At 71.8% G+C, this 15,787-nt stretch carries 16 protein-coding genes, 2 tRNA genes and 1 other RNA gene; 14 read left to right on the top strand and 5 right to left on the bottom strand.

Annotated features, from left to right (window positions below; translation table 11 throughout):
• Positions 1-24: 24 nt before the first annotated feature.
• An RNA gene (gene ffs, locus J3486_RS39700) (signal recognition particle sRNA small type) lies at positions 25-119 on the bottom strand.
• Positions 120-191: 72 nt separating this feature from the next.
• Between ffs and J3486_RS39695 the strand changes: the two genes are divergently transcribed.
• Positions 192-276, top strand: a tRNA-Ser gene (locus J3486_RS39695).
• Positions 277-616: 340 nt separating this feature from the next.
• Positions 617-3,046 (top strand): helicase-associated domain-containing protein, encoded by a 2,430-nt coding sequence (locus J3486_RS39690; protein ID WP_207828886.1) that lies wholly within the window; start codon positions 617-619, stop codon positions 3,044-3,046.
• 188 nt (positions 3,047-3,234) lie between these two features.
• Here J3486_RS39690 and J3486_RS39685 read toward each other — a convergent pair whose 3' ends face one another.
• Complete coding sequence (locus J3486_RS39685) at positions 3,235-3,561, bottom strand: cupin (protein WP_207828884.1); 327 nt, start codon at positions 3,559-3,561, stop codon at positions 3,235-3,237.
• A gap of 42 nt (positions 3,562-3,603) precedes the next feature.
• Positions 3,604-4,521 (bottom strand): LysR family transcriptional regulator, encoded by a 918-nt coding sequence (locus J3486_RS39680; RefSeq protein WP_207828882.1) that lies wholly within the window; start codon positions 4,519-4,521, stop codon positions 3,604-3,606.
• 222 nt (positions 4,522-4,743) lie between these two features.
• On the opposite strand from J3486_RS39680, the gene J3486_RS39675 reads away from it, so the two are divergent.
• The 4 genes from J3486_RS39675 to J3486_RS39660 all read left to right on the top strand — a co-directional run bounded on the left by J3486_RS39675 (position 4,744) and on the right by J3486_RS39660 (position 6,742).
• Positions 4,744-5,457 (top strand): sulfite exporter TauE/SafE family protein, encoded by a 714-nt coding sequence (locus J3486_RS39675; protein WP_229379362.1) that lies wholly within the window; start codon positions 4,744-4,746, stop codon positions 5,455-5,457.
• Positions 5,458-5,511: 54 nt separating this feature from the next.
• Positions 5,512-6,114 (top strand): HhH-GPD-type base excision DNA repair protein, encoded by a 603-nt coding sequence (locus tag J3486_RS39670; protein WP_207828878.1) that lies wholly within the window; start codon positions 5,512-5,514, stop codon positions 6,112-6,114.
• A 77-nt stretch (positions 6,115-6,191) separates the two neighbouring features.
• Positions 6,192-6,545 (top strand): hypothetical protein, encoded by a 354-nt coding sequence (locus tag J3486_RS39665; RefSeq protein WP_207828877.1) that lies wholly within the window; start codon positions 6,192-6,194, stop codon positions 6,543-6,545.
• A gap of 56 nt (positions 6,546-6,601) precedes the next feature.
• Entirely contained in the window at positions 6,602-6,742 is a 141-nt protein-coding gene (locus J3486_RS39660) for a hypothetical protein (RefSeq protein WP_207828876.1), read from the top strand.
• Between the two features lie 36 nt (positions 6,743-6,778).
• Here J3486_RS39660 and J3486_RS39655 read toward each other — a convergent pair whose 3' ends face one another.
• Positions 6,779-8,572, bottom strand: a complete 1,794-nt coding sequence (locus J3486_RS39655; protein ID WP_229379349.1) for a helicase HerA-like domain-containing protein — start codon at positions 8,570-8,572, stop codon at positions 6,779-6,781.
• 121 nt (positions 8,573-8,693) lie between these two features.
• Between J3486_RS39655 and J3486_RS39650 the strand changes: the two genes are divergently transcribed.
• Entirely contained in the window at positions 8,694-8,990 is a 297-nt protein-coding gene (locus J3486_RS39650; protein ID WP_003955420.1) for a type II toxin-antitoxin system VapB family antitoxin, read from the top strand.
• Positions 8,991-9,096: 106 nt separating this feature from the next.
• Positions 9,097-9,750, top strand: a complete 654-nt coding sequence (locus tag J3486_RS39645; RefSeq protein ID WP_229379348.1) for a LytR C-terminal domain-containing protein — start codon at positions 9,097-9,099, stop codon at positions 9,748-9,750.
• A gap of 76 nt (positions 9,751-9,826) precedes the next feature.
• On the opposite strand, the gene upp is transcribed toward J3486_RS39645, so the two are convergent.
• Positions 9,827-10,462: a uracil phosphoribosyltransferase gene (gene upp, locus J3486_RS39640; RefSeq protein ID WP_207828875.1), complete on the bottom strand. Its 636-nt coding sequence runs from the start codon at positions 10,460-10,462 to the stop codon at positions 9,827-9,829.
• Positions 10,463-10,603: 141 nt separating this feature from the next.
• Here upp and J3486_RS39635 point away from each other — a divergent pair, with 141 nt between their 5' ends.
• From J3486_RS39635 to J3486_RS39610, 6 genes are all read left to right on the top strand, one after another.
• Complete coding sequence (locus tag J3486_RS39635) at positions 10,604-10,825, top strand: hypothetical protein (RefSeq protein WP_207828874.1); 222 nt, start codon at positions 10,604-10,606, stop codon at positions 10,823-10,825.
• A 283-nt stretch (positions 10,826-11,108) separates the two neighbouring features.
• On the top strand, positions 11,109-11,672 hold the full coding sequence (locus J3486_RS39630) for a hypothetical protein (protein ID WP_207828872.1): 564 nt from the start codon (positions 11,109-11,111) through the stop codon (positions 11,670-11,672).
• 77 nt (positions 11,673-11,749) lie between these two features.
• The gene (tadA, locus tag J3486_RS39625) at positions 11,750-12,181 is read left to right on the top strand and encodes a tRNA adenosine(34) deaminase TadA (RefSeq protein ID WP_229379360.1); all 432 of its coding nucleotides are present in this window, start codon (positions 11,750-11,752) and stop codon (positions 12,179-12,181) included.
• Between the two features lie 48 nt (positions 12,182-12,229).
• Positions 12,230-12,317, top strand: a tRNA-Ser gene (locus tag J3486_RS39620).
• A 270-nt stretch (positions 12,318-12,587) separates the two neighbouring features.
• The gene (locus J3486_RS39615; RefSeq protein ID WP_207828871.1) at positions 12,588-14,621 is read left to right on the top strand and encodes a glucose PTS transporter subunit IIA; all 2,034 of its coding nucleotides are present in this window, start codon (positions 12,588-12,590) and stop codon (positions 14,619-14,621) included.
• Between the two features lie 186 nt (positions 14,622-14,807).
• The gene (locus J3486_RS39610; protein WP_207828869.1) at positions 14,808-15,659 is read left to right on the top strand and encodes a PRD domain-containing protein; all 852 of its coding nucleotides are present in this window, start codon (positions 14,808-14,810) and stop codon (positions 15,657-15,659) included.
• Positions 15,660-15,787 lie beyond the last annotated feature (128 nt).

Raw genomic sequence — 15,787 nt, 5'->3', positions numbered from 1 at the left:
GGTCCCGCCCGCGCCCCCGGGCACGCAAACGCCCCCCACGCACCCGCCAGAGCCAACCTACCCTTGCTGCCTTCCGGCCCTGGGGGAGTTCAGTCAGATAGCGCCACGTGAGGGGCTCCGCACAGAGTACATGCTCTGGCCGGTGGGAACGAGTTCGCGAGCACTCGCTCCGGTCATGTAATGTCTCCAGCGGAGGATTCGCCTAGAGGCCTAGGGCGCACGCTTGGAAAGCGTGTTGGGGGCAACCCCTCACGAGTTCGAATCTCGTATCCTCCGCCGGCAGAAGGCCCGGACCGTATGAACGGTTCGGGCCTTCGTCGTTGTCCGTCTCAGTTTCACAGTCCCGGCGGTGTGCCGAGCATCGTGAAGCCGACCGTCACGCACGCCGGCAGCGGCCAGGAGCTCTTTCCAGCGGTGGTAGTCCGTTTCGTTCTGGTCTCGCGCACGCGCGTCCGGGGCCGTCCGGCAGACCGAGCCGCCTCAGACCCACCGCAGGTCAGGACGCCTACGGTCGGCACAGCATCTGCGGATCATGGAACTGCGCCATTCTTGAGCTCGGCCGAAGCGGCTTCGGTCGGCCCGTCACACGTTCCACGTCTGCCGAGGTGCATCCCTCATGAAGTCCCGATCGACGCTTGCGACTTGGCTGAGCCGACTCGACAGCTCCCGCCTCGCACGCGTGCTCGCCGCACGCAAGGACGCCGCTTCCTCTCCGGAACCACGCTCGCTGGGAGAGCTGGCGGACCGTCTCCAACGCCCGGGGGCCGTGGCACTCGTCCTGCCGCAACTCACCCTGCCGTGTCTGCAGGTCGCCGAGGCGCTGGCAGCCCTGGGTGCGCGAGCGACCAGGGACAGCCTCGCGGAGTTGCTCGGCTCGACGTCCCCTGCGGCCGGACACGCGCTGGACACGACCCTGGAGGCCCTGTCGGACCGGGCGCTCGTGTGGCACGACAGCCAGGGGACGCTGCACATGCCGTCGCCCCTGCGGCAGGCATGGAGCACGCCCCTGGGGCTGGAAGCCCCGCTGGAAGAGCTGCTGGCGGGCACCACCTCGGAGGAACTGCGCGGCATGCTGGCGTCCCTGGGTATCAAGCCGCCCGGCAGCAAACAGCAGCGGCTCGCGGCCCTGGTGGAGCATCACAGTGACGCGGAACGGGTCGCCGCGTTGGTGGCTCGGGCACCGGCGGCCACCCGGAAGTTGCTGGAGGAGCGATCCAGGTCCACGTCGTGTCAGCCGGAGTTCACCGTGTTCGGGTCTCCGGGCCCTACCCCCCGACCGGACGCCCGATGGGCGCTCGACCGCGGGCTGCTGCTCCAGGACCGTCGCCGGTACGGGCCCGCCCGGATGCCGGCCGAAGTGGCCCTGGCTCTGCGGGGCCCGGACTGGCACGCTCCGTTCGAACCTCTGCCGCCCGTCGCGCGCACGGCGGCCGTCAGCGCCTCGGAGGTGGAGCGGGAGGCCGCGGTGGCCGGCGCCTCGTTCGTGGCTCATGCCGCCCGCGTCCTGTCGATCTGCGCGGCCGCCCCTTTGGCCCGGCTGAAGTCAGGCGGGATCGGAGCACGTGAACTGGCCCGGCTCGGCAAGGCCGCCCAGGCGGACGACGCCGTCGTACGCATCGCCCTGGAGACGGCGTACGCCGCCGGGCTGCTGGCCCGCGACGGCGATCGCATCGCTCCCACCGAGGCGTACGACGCCTGGACCGAGCAGGAGCCCGCAGAACAACTCGCCGTACTGCTCCGGGTATGGCGGGACCTGCCGCTCACCCCCACCCGGGCCCGCGACGCAGACGACAGAGCACTCCCCGCGCTCGCCGGTGCGCCGCCCTGCGGCGGCTGCGTGCAGGCCCGCCACGGGCTGCTCACCGCGGCAGCGGGGCTGCCGGCAGGGCAGGGCGTGCAGGTCGCCTCGGAGCTGGGGCCGCTCGTGGGCTGGCACCGCCCGCTCGCCGACGATGCCTCGCCCGAGGACACGGCCCCGTTCAGCGCCTTGATCCGCGAGGCTGAACTGCTCGGCGTGCTGGCACGGGGTGCGCTGTCCCCGTTCGGCGTGCACCTGGCGGCCCACGCCGACGACGAGCTCGACATGACGACCCGGCGGCTGCTGCCTCCCGCGACCACGACGGCCCGGATCGGCGCCGACCTCACCGCCGTCGTCACCGGCACCCCGTCCGCCCGACTCGCCGCGCTCCTGGATTCGGTGGCCGACCTGGAGACCCGCGGCACGGCGTCGGTCTGGCGGTTCAGCGCCGGCAGTGTCCGGCGGGCCCTGGACGCCGGCCGCACCCCGGACGACATCACCGCCGACCTGGCGAACTGCTCCGCCACAGCCCTGCCACAGCCGCTGACCTATCTCATCGCCGACACCGCACGAGGCCACGGACGGGTGCGCATCGCCCCCGCGGCCTGCGTCATCCACGGCGACGAACCCGCGCTCCTGGCCGAACTCGCCGCCCACCGCGCCCTCTCCCGGCTCGGGCTGCGGCAGCTCGCACCGACGGTTCTGGTCAGCAGCAGCCCACCCGCGAAGACGCTCGCCGCGCTCCGCTCCGAGGGTTACGCCCCGGTCGCCGAGACCGCCGAGGGAACCGTACGCATCGAGAAACTCCCGCCGCAGCGGGCCGCCGCCGCCGTCTCGCCCCCGCGAAGGAACAGCGGGCAGCGCGGCCCCCGGACCACCGCCACCCGTACCCCGGACACACCCGCCGACGCCGGGCTGGACGTTCTGGCCGAGCGGCTGCTCAAGGCGCCGCCGATCGCGCCGGAACCCGACCCGTTCGGCAGCGGGGTGCCTTTCGCGACGGACACCGAAGAGATCGTCGCCGGGTACGCGAAGCACCTGTCGTACAGCGACGTCCGCCAGGTCGCCCATGCCATCGACACCGGTGCGGCCATCACCGTCGAGTACATCGCCGCCTCGGGCAACCGGACCGTACGTACCCTCAGCGACCTGGAACTCGACCCGCCCTACCTCGACGCCTGGTGCCACCTGCGCGAAGCGGAACGCGTCTTCACCCTCTCCCGCATCCATGGCGTGATGCCGGCGTAGGACTCAGGGCCAGAAGAGCCGAGGGCCGGTCCGCGGGCCGACGACAGCGGGGCCCTGCTGATCTTCGACGCGGACCGGGCCGGGGTCGACGCGGTGCCGGCCGACGATCCGTACGACCGGACGCCGGGCGTCGAGGTGCTCGGCGTCCGGGAGCGGGCCCCCGTCGTCGCGCCCGGTGAGCGGTGGGCTCAGGCCGTCACCACGGTCAGCAGGACGACCGCGTCGGTCAGCGCCGTCAGCCCGTGCCGCTCGCGCGGGATCGCGTGCAGATCGCCGGGGCCGAGCTCGACGTCACCGGAGACGGCGGTGAGCCTGACCCGGCCGGTCAGGACCTGGAGGCCGGCCGCGGGCGGGGCGTTGTGCTCCTCCAGGGCCGAGCCCTCGACCAGGGCGATGACGCTCTGCCGCAGCTGGTCCTCGTGCAGGATCAGCTCGGCGCTGCGGCCGTGGTCGGCCGTGCGGGCGGCGGCCAGATGGTCCTCGGCCAGGGCCGTGAGGTGGTGTGTGGTGGTCATGCAGTCAGCGTGGCCGGGCCACCCGGAGCGCGCGAGACGGCCTCACCCGTTCGGACGCGCCGGAATCCCGGGGCAGGTGCGCTCCACCAGGTCGGCGAAGGCGCGGGCGGGCGGTGAGAGCGCGGCCCAGCGGCGCACCGCCCAGCCGACCTGGAGCGGGGGGAGACAGGGGACGGGAAGCAGGGCGAGCCCCGGGTGGCCGGGACCGCGCAGGCCCGGCAGGTCGGGGACGACGGCGTGGCCGAGGCCGAGTTCCGCGAGGTGCACGGCGGTGTCCCAGTCGGCGATGCCGGTGCCCGCGCCGGTCGCGCCCGCGATGCCCAGTTCGGCGAACCGGTCGTCGAGGTGGGAGCGGGAGGTGGAGTGCTCGGGCGGCAGGATGAGCTGCGCCGAGGCGGCCAGGTCCGCGGGTGCCACGGCCGGTTCGGCGGCCAGCGGGTCGTGCTCCTGGACGGCGAGGACCCACGGCAGCTCGACCACCGGGCGCAGCTCTATGCCCCGCTCGGTGGGCCCCATGGTGATCCACGCCAGGTCCAGGTCGTGCGCGGCCAGCGCCTCGAAGCAGCTGCGGCTGGAGCTGACCGTCTGGAACTCCAGGCTGACCTGCGGGTTCGCATGCCGGTACGCGACGATCGCCTGCGCCATGAAGTGCCGTACCGAGGTGGCGCCGGTCGTCACGCGGACCGAGCCGCTCTCGCCGCGCGCCAGGTCGTCCAGGCGGCGCAGCGCCTCGTCGAGGGCGCCGATCCCGTCGGCCGCGGCGGCGCGCAGGATGCGGCCGGCCGCCGTGGGCACGACCCCGCGCGCGTGCCGTTCGAGCAGGCCGACGCCGGTCTCCTTCTCCAGCCGTTTCACGTGCTGGCTCACCGCGGACTGCGTGCAGGAGAGCTCGCGTGCGACGGCGCTGAGACTGCCCGCGCGGCAGACGGCGACGAAGACGCGGAGGTCGTCGAGGGTCACGAGGGCGAAGCTACAGCTTGGGGATGTGCAAGAAAACCCGAGGATTGACTTGGGTCCGCTCCACGGCGGAGCATCGTCCGCGGGACGGCCCCAAGGGCGGCAACCCGCCTCGGAGGTCGCGAACTCCCGGCGGGTGCCGACCCGTTGCAAGAGGATCGGTGGAGCTGCGTGGACGTGGTGGAAGCGGTCGCGATCGGCGCCGCGGGACTGGCCGCGGGCGGCATGAACGCGGTGGTCGGCTCCGGCACCCTGATCACCTTCCCGACCCTGCTCGCGTTCGGGTATCCGCCGGTGCTCGCCAACGTCTCGAACAACATCGGCCTGGTGCCGGGCGTGCTCAGCGCCGCCTACGGCTACCGGCGCGAACTGCGCGGCCAGCGGCGGCGGTTGCTGCGCTTCGGTGCCGCGTCGCTGCTCGGCGGGCTCGTCGGGGCGCTGCTCCTGCTGCGACTGCCCGACGCCGCGTTCCGCGCGGTCGTGCCCGTGCTGATCCTCACCGCGTGCGTCCTCGTCCTGCTCCAGCCGCGCCTCAACCGGTGGATGAAGAACCGGCGGGAGCGTGCGGCCGCCTCCCGCCCCGACGGCGGGCTGCCCATGTGGCTCGGCGTGCTGGGCACCGGCGTCTACGGCGGCTACTTCGGCGCGGCCCAGGGCGTGCTGCTCATGGGCATGTTCGGCGCCGTGCTCCGCGACGACCTGCAGCGACTGAACGCCGCCAAGAACGTCCTCGCGTCGATCGTCAACGGCGTCGCCGCGATCGTCTTCATCGCCGTCGCCGACGTCGACTGGACCGTGGCCGCGCTGATCGCCGCCGGCTCCACGGCGGGCGGCCTGATCGGCGCGCGGCTCGGGCGGCGGCTGTCGCCGCTGGTGCTGCGCGGGGTGATCGTGACGGTCGGCGTGACGGCGTCCGCGCTGCTCATCGCGCAGTCCTGAGCGGCCCGGGGGGGCCGACGGGCGCCCCGGCACCCGCCGCGCGATCATCGACGTATGGACGTCACCCTCCACCTGGCCCAGGACCCCGCCGCCGACGAACTGCTCGGCCGCAGCCCGCTCGCCGCGCTGGTGGGGATGCTCCTCGACCAGCAGGTGCCGATGGAGTGGGCGTTCGCGGGGCCGCGCACCATCGCCGACCGGCTCGGCGCCGACGACCTGGACGCGCACGAGATCGCCGCCCGGGACCCCGAGGAGTTCGCCGCGCTGCTCTCCGCGAAGCCCGCCGTGCACCGCTACCCGGGCTCCATGGCCAAGCGGATCCAGCAGCTGTGCGCGTACCTCGTCGAGCACTACGACGGTGACGCCGCCGCCGTCTGGGAGGGCGTCGGCACCGGCAAGGAGCTCCTCGCCCGCCTGAACGAGCTGCCCGGCTTCGGTCAGCAGAAGGCCCAGATCTTCCTGGCCCTGCTCGGCAAGCAGCTCGGCGTGCGCCCCAAGGGCTGGCGCGAGGCGGCCGGCGACTACGGCGAGGCGAAGGCGTTCAGGTCCGTCGCCGACATCACCGGGCCCGAGTCCCTCGTCAAGGTCCGCGCGCACAAGCAGGAGATGAAGGCCGCCGCCAAGGCCGCGAAGACGGGCGGCGCGTCAGCACGGTGACGCGCCGGTAGCCCATGAGGGCGGAAAAGGCGCGCCGGTGATTGCGTCACGGGCGTGTCCGGGGGACAAGTCGACGCATGAGCGCCGCCGTTCCGTCCCCCGCCGCGCCGGGCCCCCGTGCCCGCGCCCGGGTCCGCGCGCTCCACCTGGTCTTTGTCGTCCTCGCCCTGCTGCTGGCGCCGCTGGCCGCGCCGCCCGCCGACGCCGCGGCCCCGCCCCCGGCGGCCATCGCCTCCTGCGAACCCGGCGACGCGCACCAGGACGCCCCCGCGGCCACGCTCCGCCTGCCCACAGGACATCCCACCCGGCTGCTCACGGCCCCGCCGCCGCGCCGCCCGCGGCCCGTCACCGCGCCGCCCGCCTCCGGCGCCGCCGAACCCTCCGCCCACCTTCCGCACCGCGCCCTGCGCACCGTCGTCCTGCGCTGCTGACGGTCCCGGCCACCACCCGGACCACCCCCGTCAGCAGTGAAAGGACGTACTTCCCCATGCCCATGGACCCGTACGCGGTACTGCGCGCCCTGCTGCGCGCGGAAGCGGCCCGCGACACACGCGCCGAACAGCGGCCGCCGAAGCCTCAGCAGCCCGCTCAGCCCCAGGCCCGGCAGGAAAAGGAGACCGACCGCTGAGTGACGGCCCCGGCCCGCCGGACGGCGGGCCGGGGCTCAGCGCCTGCGCGTACCGAAGATCGACCGGGAGATCTCCCGCCCCAGCTGGGTCCCCACCGACCGCGCGAGCGACTTGAAGATGCCGCTGCCCACGACCTGGTCGACGACGGACGCGTCCTGCTGCGCGGGCTTCGCCCTCGCCGCCGCCTTCGCCGCCTTCTCGGCCTCGACGGCCTCCGCCTCCGCCTGTTTGCGGGCCGCGGTCTCCGCCTCCTGGGCGGTCAGCTTCTCGTACGCCGACTCACGGTCCACCGCGTCCGCGTACCGCGAGTACAGCAGCGACCCCTTCACCGCCGCGTCCAGCGCGCCCGCCGCCACCGGCCCCATCAGCGACTCGGGCGCCCGCAGCCGGGTCGCCGCGACCGGGGTCGGCGCGCCCTTCTCGCTGAGCACGGTGATCACGGCCTCACCGGTGCCGAGCGAGGTGAGGACCTCCTCCAGGTCGTACGCCGAGTTCGGGAACGTCTTCACGGTCGCCTTCAGCGCCTTCTGGTCGTCGGGCGTGAAGGCGCGCAGCGCGTGCTGGACGCGGTTGCCGAGCTGGGCGAGGACGTCGCCGGGCACGTCCTTGGGGGTCTGCGTCACGAAGAAGATGCCGACGCCCTTGGACCGGATCAGCCGCACGGTCTGTGTGATCGCTTCGAGGAACGCCTTGGACGCCCCGTTGAACAGGAGGTGCGCCTCGTCGAAGAAGAAGACGAGCTTCGGCTTCTCGACGTCGCCGACCTCGGGCAGCCGCTGGAACAGATCGGCCAGCAGCCACATCAGGAACGTGGAGAACAACTGCGGCTTGTCCTGCACGGCGGGCAGCTCCAGTACGGAGACCAGGCCCCGTCCGTCGGGAGCGGTCCGCAGCAGTTCGCTGGTGTCGAACTCCGGCTCACCGAAGAAGTCGCCCATGCCCTGCGCCTCGAACGCGGTCAGCGCGCGCAGGATCACCCCGGCCGTCACGGTCGACAGACCGCCGATCGTCTTCAGCTCGGGCTTGCCCTCGTCGGAGGTGAGGAAGGTGACGACGGCCCGCAGATCCTTCAGGTCGACGAGCTCCAGGCCCTTCTGGTCCGCGTAGTGGAAGATCAGGCCGAGCGACTGCTCCTGGGTCTGGTTGAGCTGGAGCACCTTCGAGAGCAGGACCGGGCCGAAGCTGGTGACGGTGGCCCGCAGCGGGATGCCGGTGCCGATGCCGCCGAGCGCGTAGAACTCGCAGGGGAAACCGGTGGCCTGCCAGTCCTGGCCGACCTCCGTGGCCCGCCCGCGCACCTTGTCGCCCTCCTCGCCGGGCGCCGAGATCCCGGAGACGTCGCCCTTGATGTCGGCGAGGAAGACGGGGACGCCCTGCGCGGCCAGCTGTTCCGCGATCAGCTGGAGGGTCTTGGTCTTGCCGGTGCCGGTGGCGCCCGCGACGAGGCCGTGCCGGTTGAGCATCGGCAGCGGGATGCGGATCTGGGCGTCCGCGTGACATCGGCCGTCCCACAGCAGCGCGCCGAGGTCGAGCGCGGGGCCGGTGAACGCGTACCCGGCGGCGATCTCCAGGGCCTCGGCGGGCAGTGCGGGGGCTGTGGTGACGGTCTCGGGGTGGACGGGCGCCGCGGTCCGCGTGGCCCCGGCCTCCGCCGCCTGCGCCCCGGCCGCTTCTTCCGCCCCCGCCGCCCCGGCCGTCCCCACCGTCCCCTTCACCCCTTCCGTCCGCTCCGTCCCCGGCGCACCGTCCGTCAACGGGGCGCCCGGCACTCCCCCGGACGGGTCCGCGCCACTCTCCTGCCCGCCCGCTATCGGCTCGCTGTCACTCATTTCAGGCCCCTGTCCCGGGTTTGAGTGTTCCCATTTCGCCCAGGTTCAGGGCGTTATTTCCCAGGGTTGCACTCCGTCTCCATGGCTGCGCCCGGAGAGCCTCGCCCGGTAGGCTTTCCGTGTGATCTTCAAGCGCATCGGAAACGGCCGGCCGTACCCCGACCACGGCCGGGAAAGCACCCGGCAGTGGGCGGACGTCGCGCCGCGCCCGGTCCGCCTCGATCAGTTGGTGACGACCAAGGGCCAGCTCGACCTGGAGACCCTGCTCGCCGAGGACTCGACGTTCTACGGCGATCTCTTCGCGCACGTCGTGAAGTGGCAGGGCGATCTGTACCTGGAGGACGGGCTGCACCGCGCCGTCCGCGCCGCGCTCCAGCAGCGCCAGGTGCTGCACGCCCGCGTCCTCGAACTCGGCTGACACCGGAAAGCGTCCCGCTGTCCCGATTGGCCCTTTCGGGTTGGACTGAGCGGACTCCGCTGATCATTTAATAGGCATCGCCGTCGAGCGGCACTACGCTGCGCCCATGAGCATGCTCACTCCCCCCGGCATGGGCGGCAAATACCGCATCACGGGGGACAAGTACCCCCGGATGCGGCGCGGCCGCTCGCGTACCAGGATCGTGCTCGCCGTCGTCGCGTCCGTCGCGGCGATCGGCCTGATCGGCTGGGGATCGTTCCAGCTCGTCGATGTCTTCACGGGCGGCGACAAGGCCAGCGCCGCAGGCCCCGGCCCCGCCCGCTGCACGAAGCAGCCGAGCGCGTCCCCGTCCCCCGGCAAGGCCGCGGCGAAGCTGCCCGCCCCCGCGAAGATCACGGTCAATGTCCTCAACGCGACGACGCGCGGCGGCCTGGCCAAGGACACCGCCGACGAACTGAAGAAGCGCGGCTTCGCGATCGGGGACGTCGGCAACGCGACCAAGGCGTACGACAAGAAGGTCAAGGGCATCGGGATACTGCTCGGCGCGAAGACCGCGTCCGACGCGGCGCTCCCGGTCCTCGGCACGCAGCTGGCGGGCGCCGAGCTGAAGACGGACACCCGCCCCAAGCCGGCCGAGGTGGACCTGATCATCGGCACGTCCTTCAAGGGCCTGACCCCGAAGAAGGACGCCGACAAGGCCCTCACGGCCCTGACCCACCCCGGCCCGTCCGCCTCGGCGTCCCCGAGCTGCGCTCCGTAAGGCAAAAGCCGCGGACGGGTCCGCTCGGCAATCGAGCAGACCCGTCCGCGGCTTCACGCGTCGTGGCGGGGCCGAGTTACTCGGCGGCCCCGTACATGCGGTCGCCCGCGTCGCCGAGCCCCGGCACGATGTACCCGCTCTCGTTGAGCCGCTCGTCGACGGAGGCGGTGACCACGGTCACCGGCGTCCCCGCCAGCTCGCGCTCCATGATCTCGACACCCTCCGGCGCGGCCAGCAGCACCACGGCGGTGACGTCGTCCGCACCGCGCTTGATGAGCTCGCGGATCGCCGCGACGAGCGTGCCGCCCGTGGCGAGCATCGGGTCGAGGACGTAGACCTGGCGGCCGGAGAGGTCGTCCGGCATGCGCGTGGCGTACGTGGACGCCTCCAGCGTCTCCTCGTTGCGGACCATGCCGAGGAAGCCCACCTCGGCGGTCGGCAGCAGCCGCACCATGCCGTCGAGCATGCCGAGGCCCGCACGCAGGATCGGCACCACCAGCGGGCGCGGGTACGACAGCTTGACGCCGGTCGTCCGCGAGACCGGGGTCTCGATGTCGACCTGCTCGGTGCGCACGTCCCGGGTCGCCTCGTAGGCGAGCAGGGTGACCAGTTCGTCGGCCAGGCGCCGGAAGGTCGGGGAGTCGGTGCGCTTGTCGCGCAGCGTGGTGAGTTTGTGCGCCACCAGCGGGTGGTCGACGACGTGGATCCGCATGTCATCAACAGTAACCGGGCCCCAGGGCGGCGGCTCCCCCGCGCACAGGCGTCGCACGGGGCATCAAAGGCGCGCCCCGGGGGAAACCCGAGGGACGGGGGACAATGGGAAGGACCGTCGACTGGGGTGGTGGTGTGGCCCATGCCGGACCAGAAGCGCCGAGAGCAGCAGGAGCCGGACGCCGGGCACGACACGGCGGCCGAGCGTTCCGCGCCCGAGACGGACGCCGAACGAAGGCGCCGCCGCGCGGTGTTCCTGCGGGAACTGACCGAGGCCCGCGAGCTGCGGGCCCGGGTCCAGCCGCGCCGCGCGCGGGCGGCGCGGATGCGTCAGCAGATGCGGATGCGTACGTTCCGCTGGTGACACGACGGGGCGCGGCGGGTGCACGGCCCGGCGCACGCCCGCCCCGCCCGGTGGCACATCCGGCGACTCAGCAGTGCCGCGCAGGTGACGCGCCTCACACAAGACCCCCGTGCGCGCGGTCGATCGAGGACGCGACGCCAACACAGCGCACGGAAGACCTCTCCTGACGGCGTACTTTCTGCCACGATTCCGAGTGGGCGGGGCTTGAACTGCACTCCGTCCGCCAAAGACTCCGCCGGGGGGACCCCCGACCGGCACACCTGAGACCAGTGGGAGAGTCACGGTGTACTTCGCCGCACTGCTCGCGCGCACCGAAGACGGGTGGGAAGCGAGCGACACAGAGCTCGACGACGTGGAGACCCTGTCGGACCTGTCCGACCTGGCCCGCGAAGCGGCGGCCGAGGCCGACGCGGAGGACGACACGGTCCTCGTCTTCATCGAACAGGAGGACGCGTGGTTCGGCGTCGTCCGGGTGGACGGCGAGGAAGACCCTCGCATCTACATCTCGGACGCCGCCGCCGCAGCCCGCAGCAGTTACGGCGAGATCCTGCTCACCGACGAACTGCTCGGCAAGGATCCGGACGCCGCCGACGACGACGAACTCGATGCCCTCGATCTGGACGGCACCGAGGACGGCGAACCGGAGGCGTCCGCCGACGACCAGGAGGAGGACGACGACGGGGCCGCGGGCTCCGACGCCGTGCCGTCGGGGCCGATCGGGGACACCGAGATCCTCGCCGACCTCGGCGTCTCCGAGAAGGAACTGCTCGCGCTCGACGGGGCGGACGCCCTGAGCGAGATCGCCGACGCACTGGGTGCCGCGGAGGTCCTCGAAACCGTGCGCTGACCGCACGCGGGGTTACATTCCTCGCCGTGACACCCCCCGAGATCCCCGATCCCGTACGTGACCCCTGGAAGCCCGCCATGCGGCAGGCCCTGGCCGAGGCCGGGCTCGCCGCGGCGGGCGGCGACGTACCCGTCGGCGCCGTCCTGCTCGCCCCGGACGGCACGACGGTGCTCGCCACCGCCCACAACGAACGCGAGCTCACCGGCGACCCCACGGCACACGCCGAGGTCCTGGCCGTCCGGCGGGCGGCCGAGGCCGTCGGAGAGTGGCGGCTGACGGGCTGCACGCTCGTCGTCACCCTGGAACCGTGCACGATGTGCGCCGGCGCGATCGTCCAGTCCCGCCTCGACCGCGTCGTCTACGGAGCCCGTGACGACAAGGCCGGGGCGGCCGGTTCGCTCTGGGACGTGATCCGCGACCGGCGGCTCAACCACCGCCCCGAAGTGATCTCCGAAGTCCTGCCCGAGGAGTGCGCCGAACCCCTCACTCGCTTCTTCAGGGACCGGTGAGAGATACGGATTTCAGAGCACGGCCCACCATGGGCTAGAGTTCCTCTCGGTAGCGTGTCCGAGCGGCCGAAGGAGCTCGCCTCGAAAGCGAGTGTGGGGAAACTCACCGAGGGTTCAAATCCCTCCGCTACCGCCAGAGACACCCCCCTGACCTGGGAAACCCGGTCAGGGGGGTGTTTTCGTGCGCCTGATCACAGAGGCCTTCACGGTCTCCTTACACGGTGTTAGGGTGGCGTCGATCGATTCCGATCACAGGGTTGTTACTCCCCGAGGACGTCGCCGTCCTCGTAGGTGAGGCAAGGCCTGGGAAGCGCCGTTGGCGCATCCCGGGCCTTTTTTGTTGCCTCGAAACCCGGTGAGCGGGGCCGGTGCGAGACAGCGAGAACCCGAGATGCGAGGAAGCATCATGAGCACACCCGTACAGGGGCGCAACGCGCTCGCGGAGGAGATCCTCCGTGGCGTCGGCGGACCCGACAACATCGAGAGCCTCACGCACTGTGCGACGCGGCTCCGCTTCCAGCTCCACGACGGGGCCAAGGTCGACCAGAAGGCGCTCGACAAGCTCGACGGCGTCATGGGGACCGTGCCGCAGTCCGGTGACCGCTTCCAGATCGTGATCGGCGGCGCGGTCGCCCGCGTCTACTCCGAGATCACCAACCTGCCGGCGATGGTCGGCAGCGGTAAGCAGCAGGCCAAGTCGGACGCCGAGGTCAAGGCCGAGATCCGGGCCAAGGGCCGCGGCCGCTTCGCCTGGGTCGACAACGTCTTCGAGTACCTCTCGGACTCGTTCCGCCCGCTGATGGGCGTACTGCTCGGCTCCTCGCTGATCATCGCGATCGCCTCCGCCCTCGACGCCTTCGGCGTGATCGACTTCCGCGCCGCGGACAAGTCGGCGACCTGGGTCTTCGTCGACGCCATGTGGCGCTCGGTGCTCTACTTCCTGCCGATCTTCGTCGCGTACAACGCGGCCAAGAAGCTGAAGGTCGACCCGTGGGTCGGCGCCGCCGTGATGGCGGCGGTGATGACCCCGAACTTCACCGGCATGATGAGCGACAAGGTGCCCGGGGTCACCTCGCACACCAACGAGACGCTCGGCACCACGGAGTACGTGGCGCACGTCTTCGGCATGCCGATGCAGCTCAACGACTACGGCGGCCAGGTCTTCGTGCCGCTGCTGATGGTCGCCGTGCTCGCCCTGGTCTACAAGGGCCTGCAGCGGATCTTCCCCGAGTCCGTGCACATGGTCTTCGTGCCGTTCTTCAGCATGCTGATCATGATCCCGGTGACGGCCTTCCTCATCGGCCCGCTGGGCATCTGGGCCGGCAACGGCCTCGGCGACGGCCTGTCCTGGCTCAACAACAACGCGCCGATCGTCTTCGCGATCATCATTCCGCTGCTGTACCCGTTCCTGGTGCCGCTGGGCCTGCACTGGCCGCTGAACGCGCTCATGCTGCAGAACATCAGCGTCCTCGGCTACGACTTCATCCAGGGCCCCATGGGCGCGTGGAACTTCGCCTGCTTCGGCGCCACCGCCGGTGTGCTGCTGCTCTCCTTCCGCCACCGTGAGAAGGAGATGCGCCAGACCGCGACCGGCGCACTGGCCGCGGGTCTGTTCGGCGGTATCTCCGAGCCCTCGCTCTACGGCATCCACCTGCGCTTCAAGCGGATCTACCCGCGCATGCTCGTCGGCTGTCTCGTCGGCGGTGTGATCGTGGGTGTGCTCGGCGGCGTGAACACCGACGCCTTCGCCTTCACCTCGCTGCTGACCATCCCGGTCTTCGACCCGATGGTGAAGTACATCATCGCGATCACCGCGTCCTTCTTCGTCTCGATGGCGCTCGTCTACTTCTCCGACTTCCGCACCAAGGAGGAGCGCGCCGCGTTCAACGCCGAGCGGGACGCGGCCGAGGCCGCCGAGCGCGGCGACGACGCCCCGGCGACCGAGGAGAGCGCCCCGGCCGCCCCCGCCGCCGAGTCCACCGGTACGGGCTTCGAGCTCGCGGCGCCGGTCGCCGGCCGCACCATCGGCCTCGACGAGGTCAGCGACCCGGTCTTCGCCTCCGGCGTGCTCGGCGGCGGTCTGGGCATCGAGCCGGACGACGGCCACGTCGTCGCCCCGGTCGACGGTGAGCTGGTCACCGTCGTCGACACCGGCCACGCCTTCGGCATCCGCACCGTGGACGGCATCGAGGTGCTCATCCACGTCGGCATCGACACGGTGAAGATGAAGGGCGAGGGCTTCGACGTGCGCGTCGAGACCGGCCAGAAGGTCACCGCGGGTGACGTGCTCGTCGAGGTCGACCTCGACGCCGTACGCGCCGCGGAGCACCCGACCGTCACCCTCATGACCGTCACCAACACCGCGGAGTTCGCCGCGGTCGAGCCGCGCACCGGTGTGCACGTCTCGACCGGCGACCCGGTGGTGACCGTCCGCCGGTAGCCACCGCACCCGCTCAGACGCGCACGTCCCCAAAGGGGCGTGCGCGTCCCTGTCGGTGACCCGCGGCGTTGGCGCGGACGCCGGACGATACGGGATCATCGATAGAAATCAGACGTCGGCAGGTGTCGGCGGGCGTCCATGGACGACATCGGACGGCCGTCGGGTCATGAACGGGAAGGAGGGCCGGTGGAGGCGCTGCGTGTCCTCAACAACAACGTGGTCCTCGCGCGTGACGACAAGGGTCAGGAGGTCATCCTCACCGGGCGCGGCATCGGGTTCAGCTCCCGGCAGGGCAAGCCGATCGACCCCGCGCTGATCGTGCGTGTCTTCGTCCCGGCCGACGGCCGCGACCCCGACCATCTCGCCGAGGCGTTCTCCCTGATCGGTGAGGACGTCCTGCGGGCCGTCGTGCTCGCGCTCGACGAGGTCGGGGTCGAGGGGCGCGAGTCCACCCGCCCCACGCTGGCCATCGCGGTCGCCGACCACGTCGCGGGCGCCCTCGACCGGGCCGCGCGCGGCGTCGTCGTCGAGTACCCGCTGGCCGCCGAGGCGCAGGCCCTGTACGCGACGGAGTACGCCCAGGCGCAGCGGCTGCTGGCGGCCATCAACGAGCACGTGGACCCGAAGCTCGACCCCTCCGAGGCGACGGCCCTGGCGCTGCACCTGGTCAACGCCGGCTTCGCGTCGGGCGATCTCTCCTTCACGTACACGATGACCGGGGTCATCCAGCAGATGCTGGCGATCGTGGCGGAGGAGTACGGCCTCGACAACTCGCAGAAGTCGCTGAGCGCGGCGCGGTTCATCACGCACGTGCGCTACCTCTTCGTACGGATCCAGCAGCACCGCCAGCTGAAGGGCCACGAGTCCACGATCGGCAAGGGCATCCGCCAGCACTATCCGGAGGCCACCCACACCGCGCAGCGGCTGGCGACCATCGTCGAGCTGCGGCTCGGGGCGCAGCTGAGCGAGGACGAGGTGTCCTACCTGGCGCTGCACGTGGCCCGCATGATCATGGACGCCGACGGCGTCCCCGCTTGAACTTGTTCCTTAACATCGCTGGTCACGTTCGGTGAGGGTGGCGGGGCGTTTCAGGGTCTTGCCGACGTCGTAGCGGGTTGTGGGGTGCCGGTTCTTGGAGCCGGGCGGGCGTCCGGGGCCGGGTCGGC

It is taken from the genome of Streptomyces sp. VRA16 Mangrove soil (assembly GCF_017377775.1).
In the GTDB taxonomy this organism is placed as follows: domain Bacteria; phylum Actinomycetota; class Actinomycetes; order Streptomycetales; family Streptomycetaceae; genus Streptomyces.
This window is presented reverse-complemented; position numbering and strand designations above follow the sequence as displayed.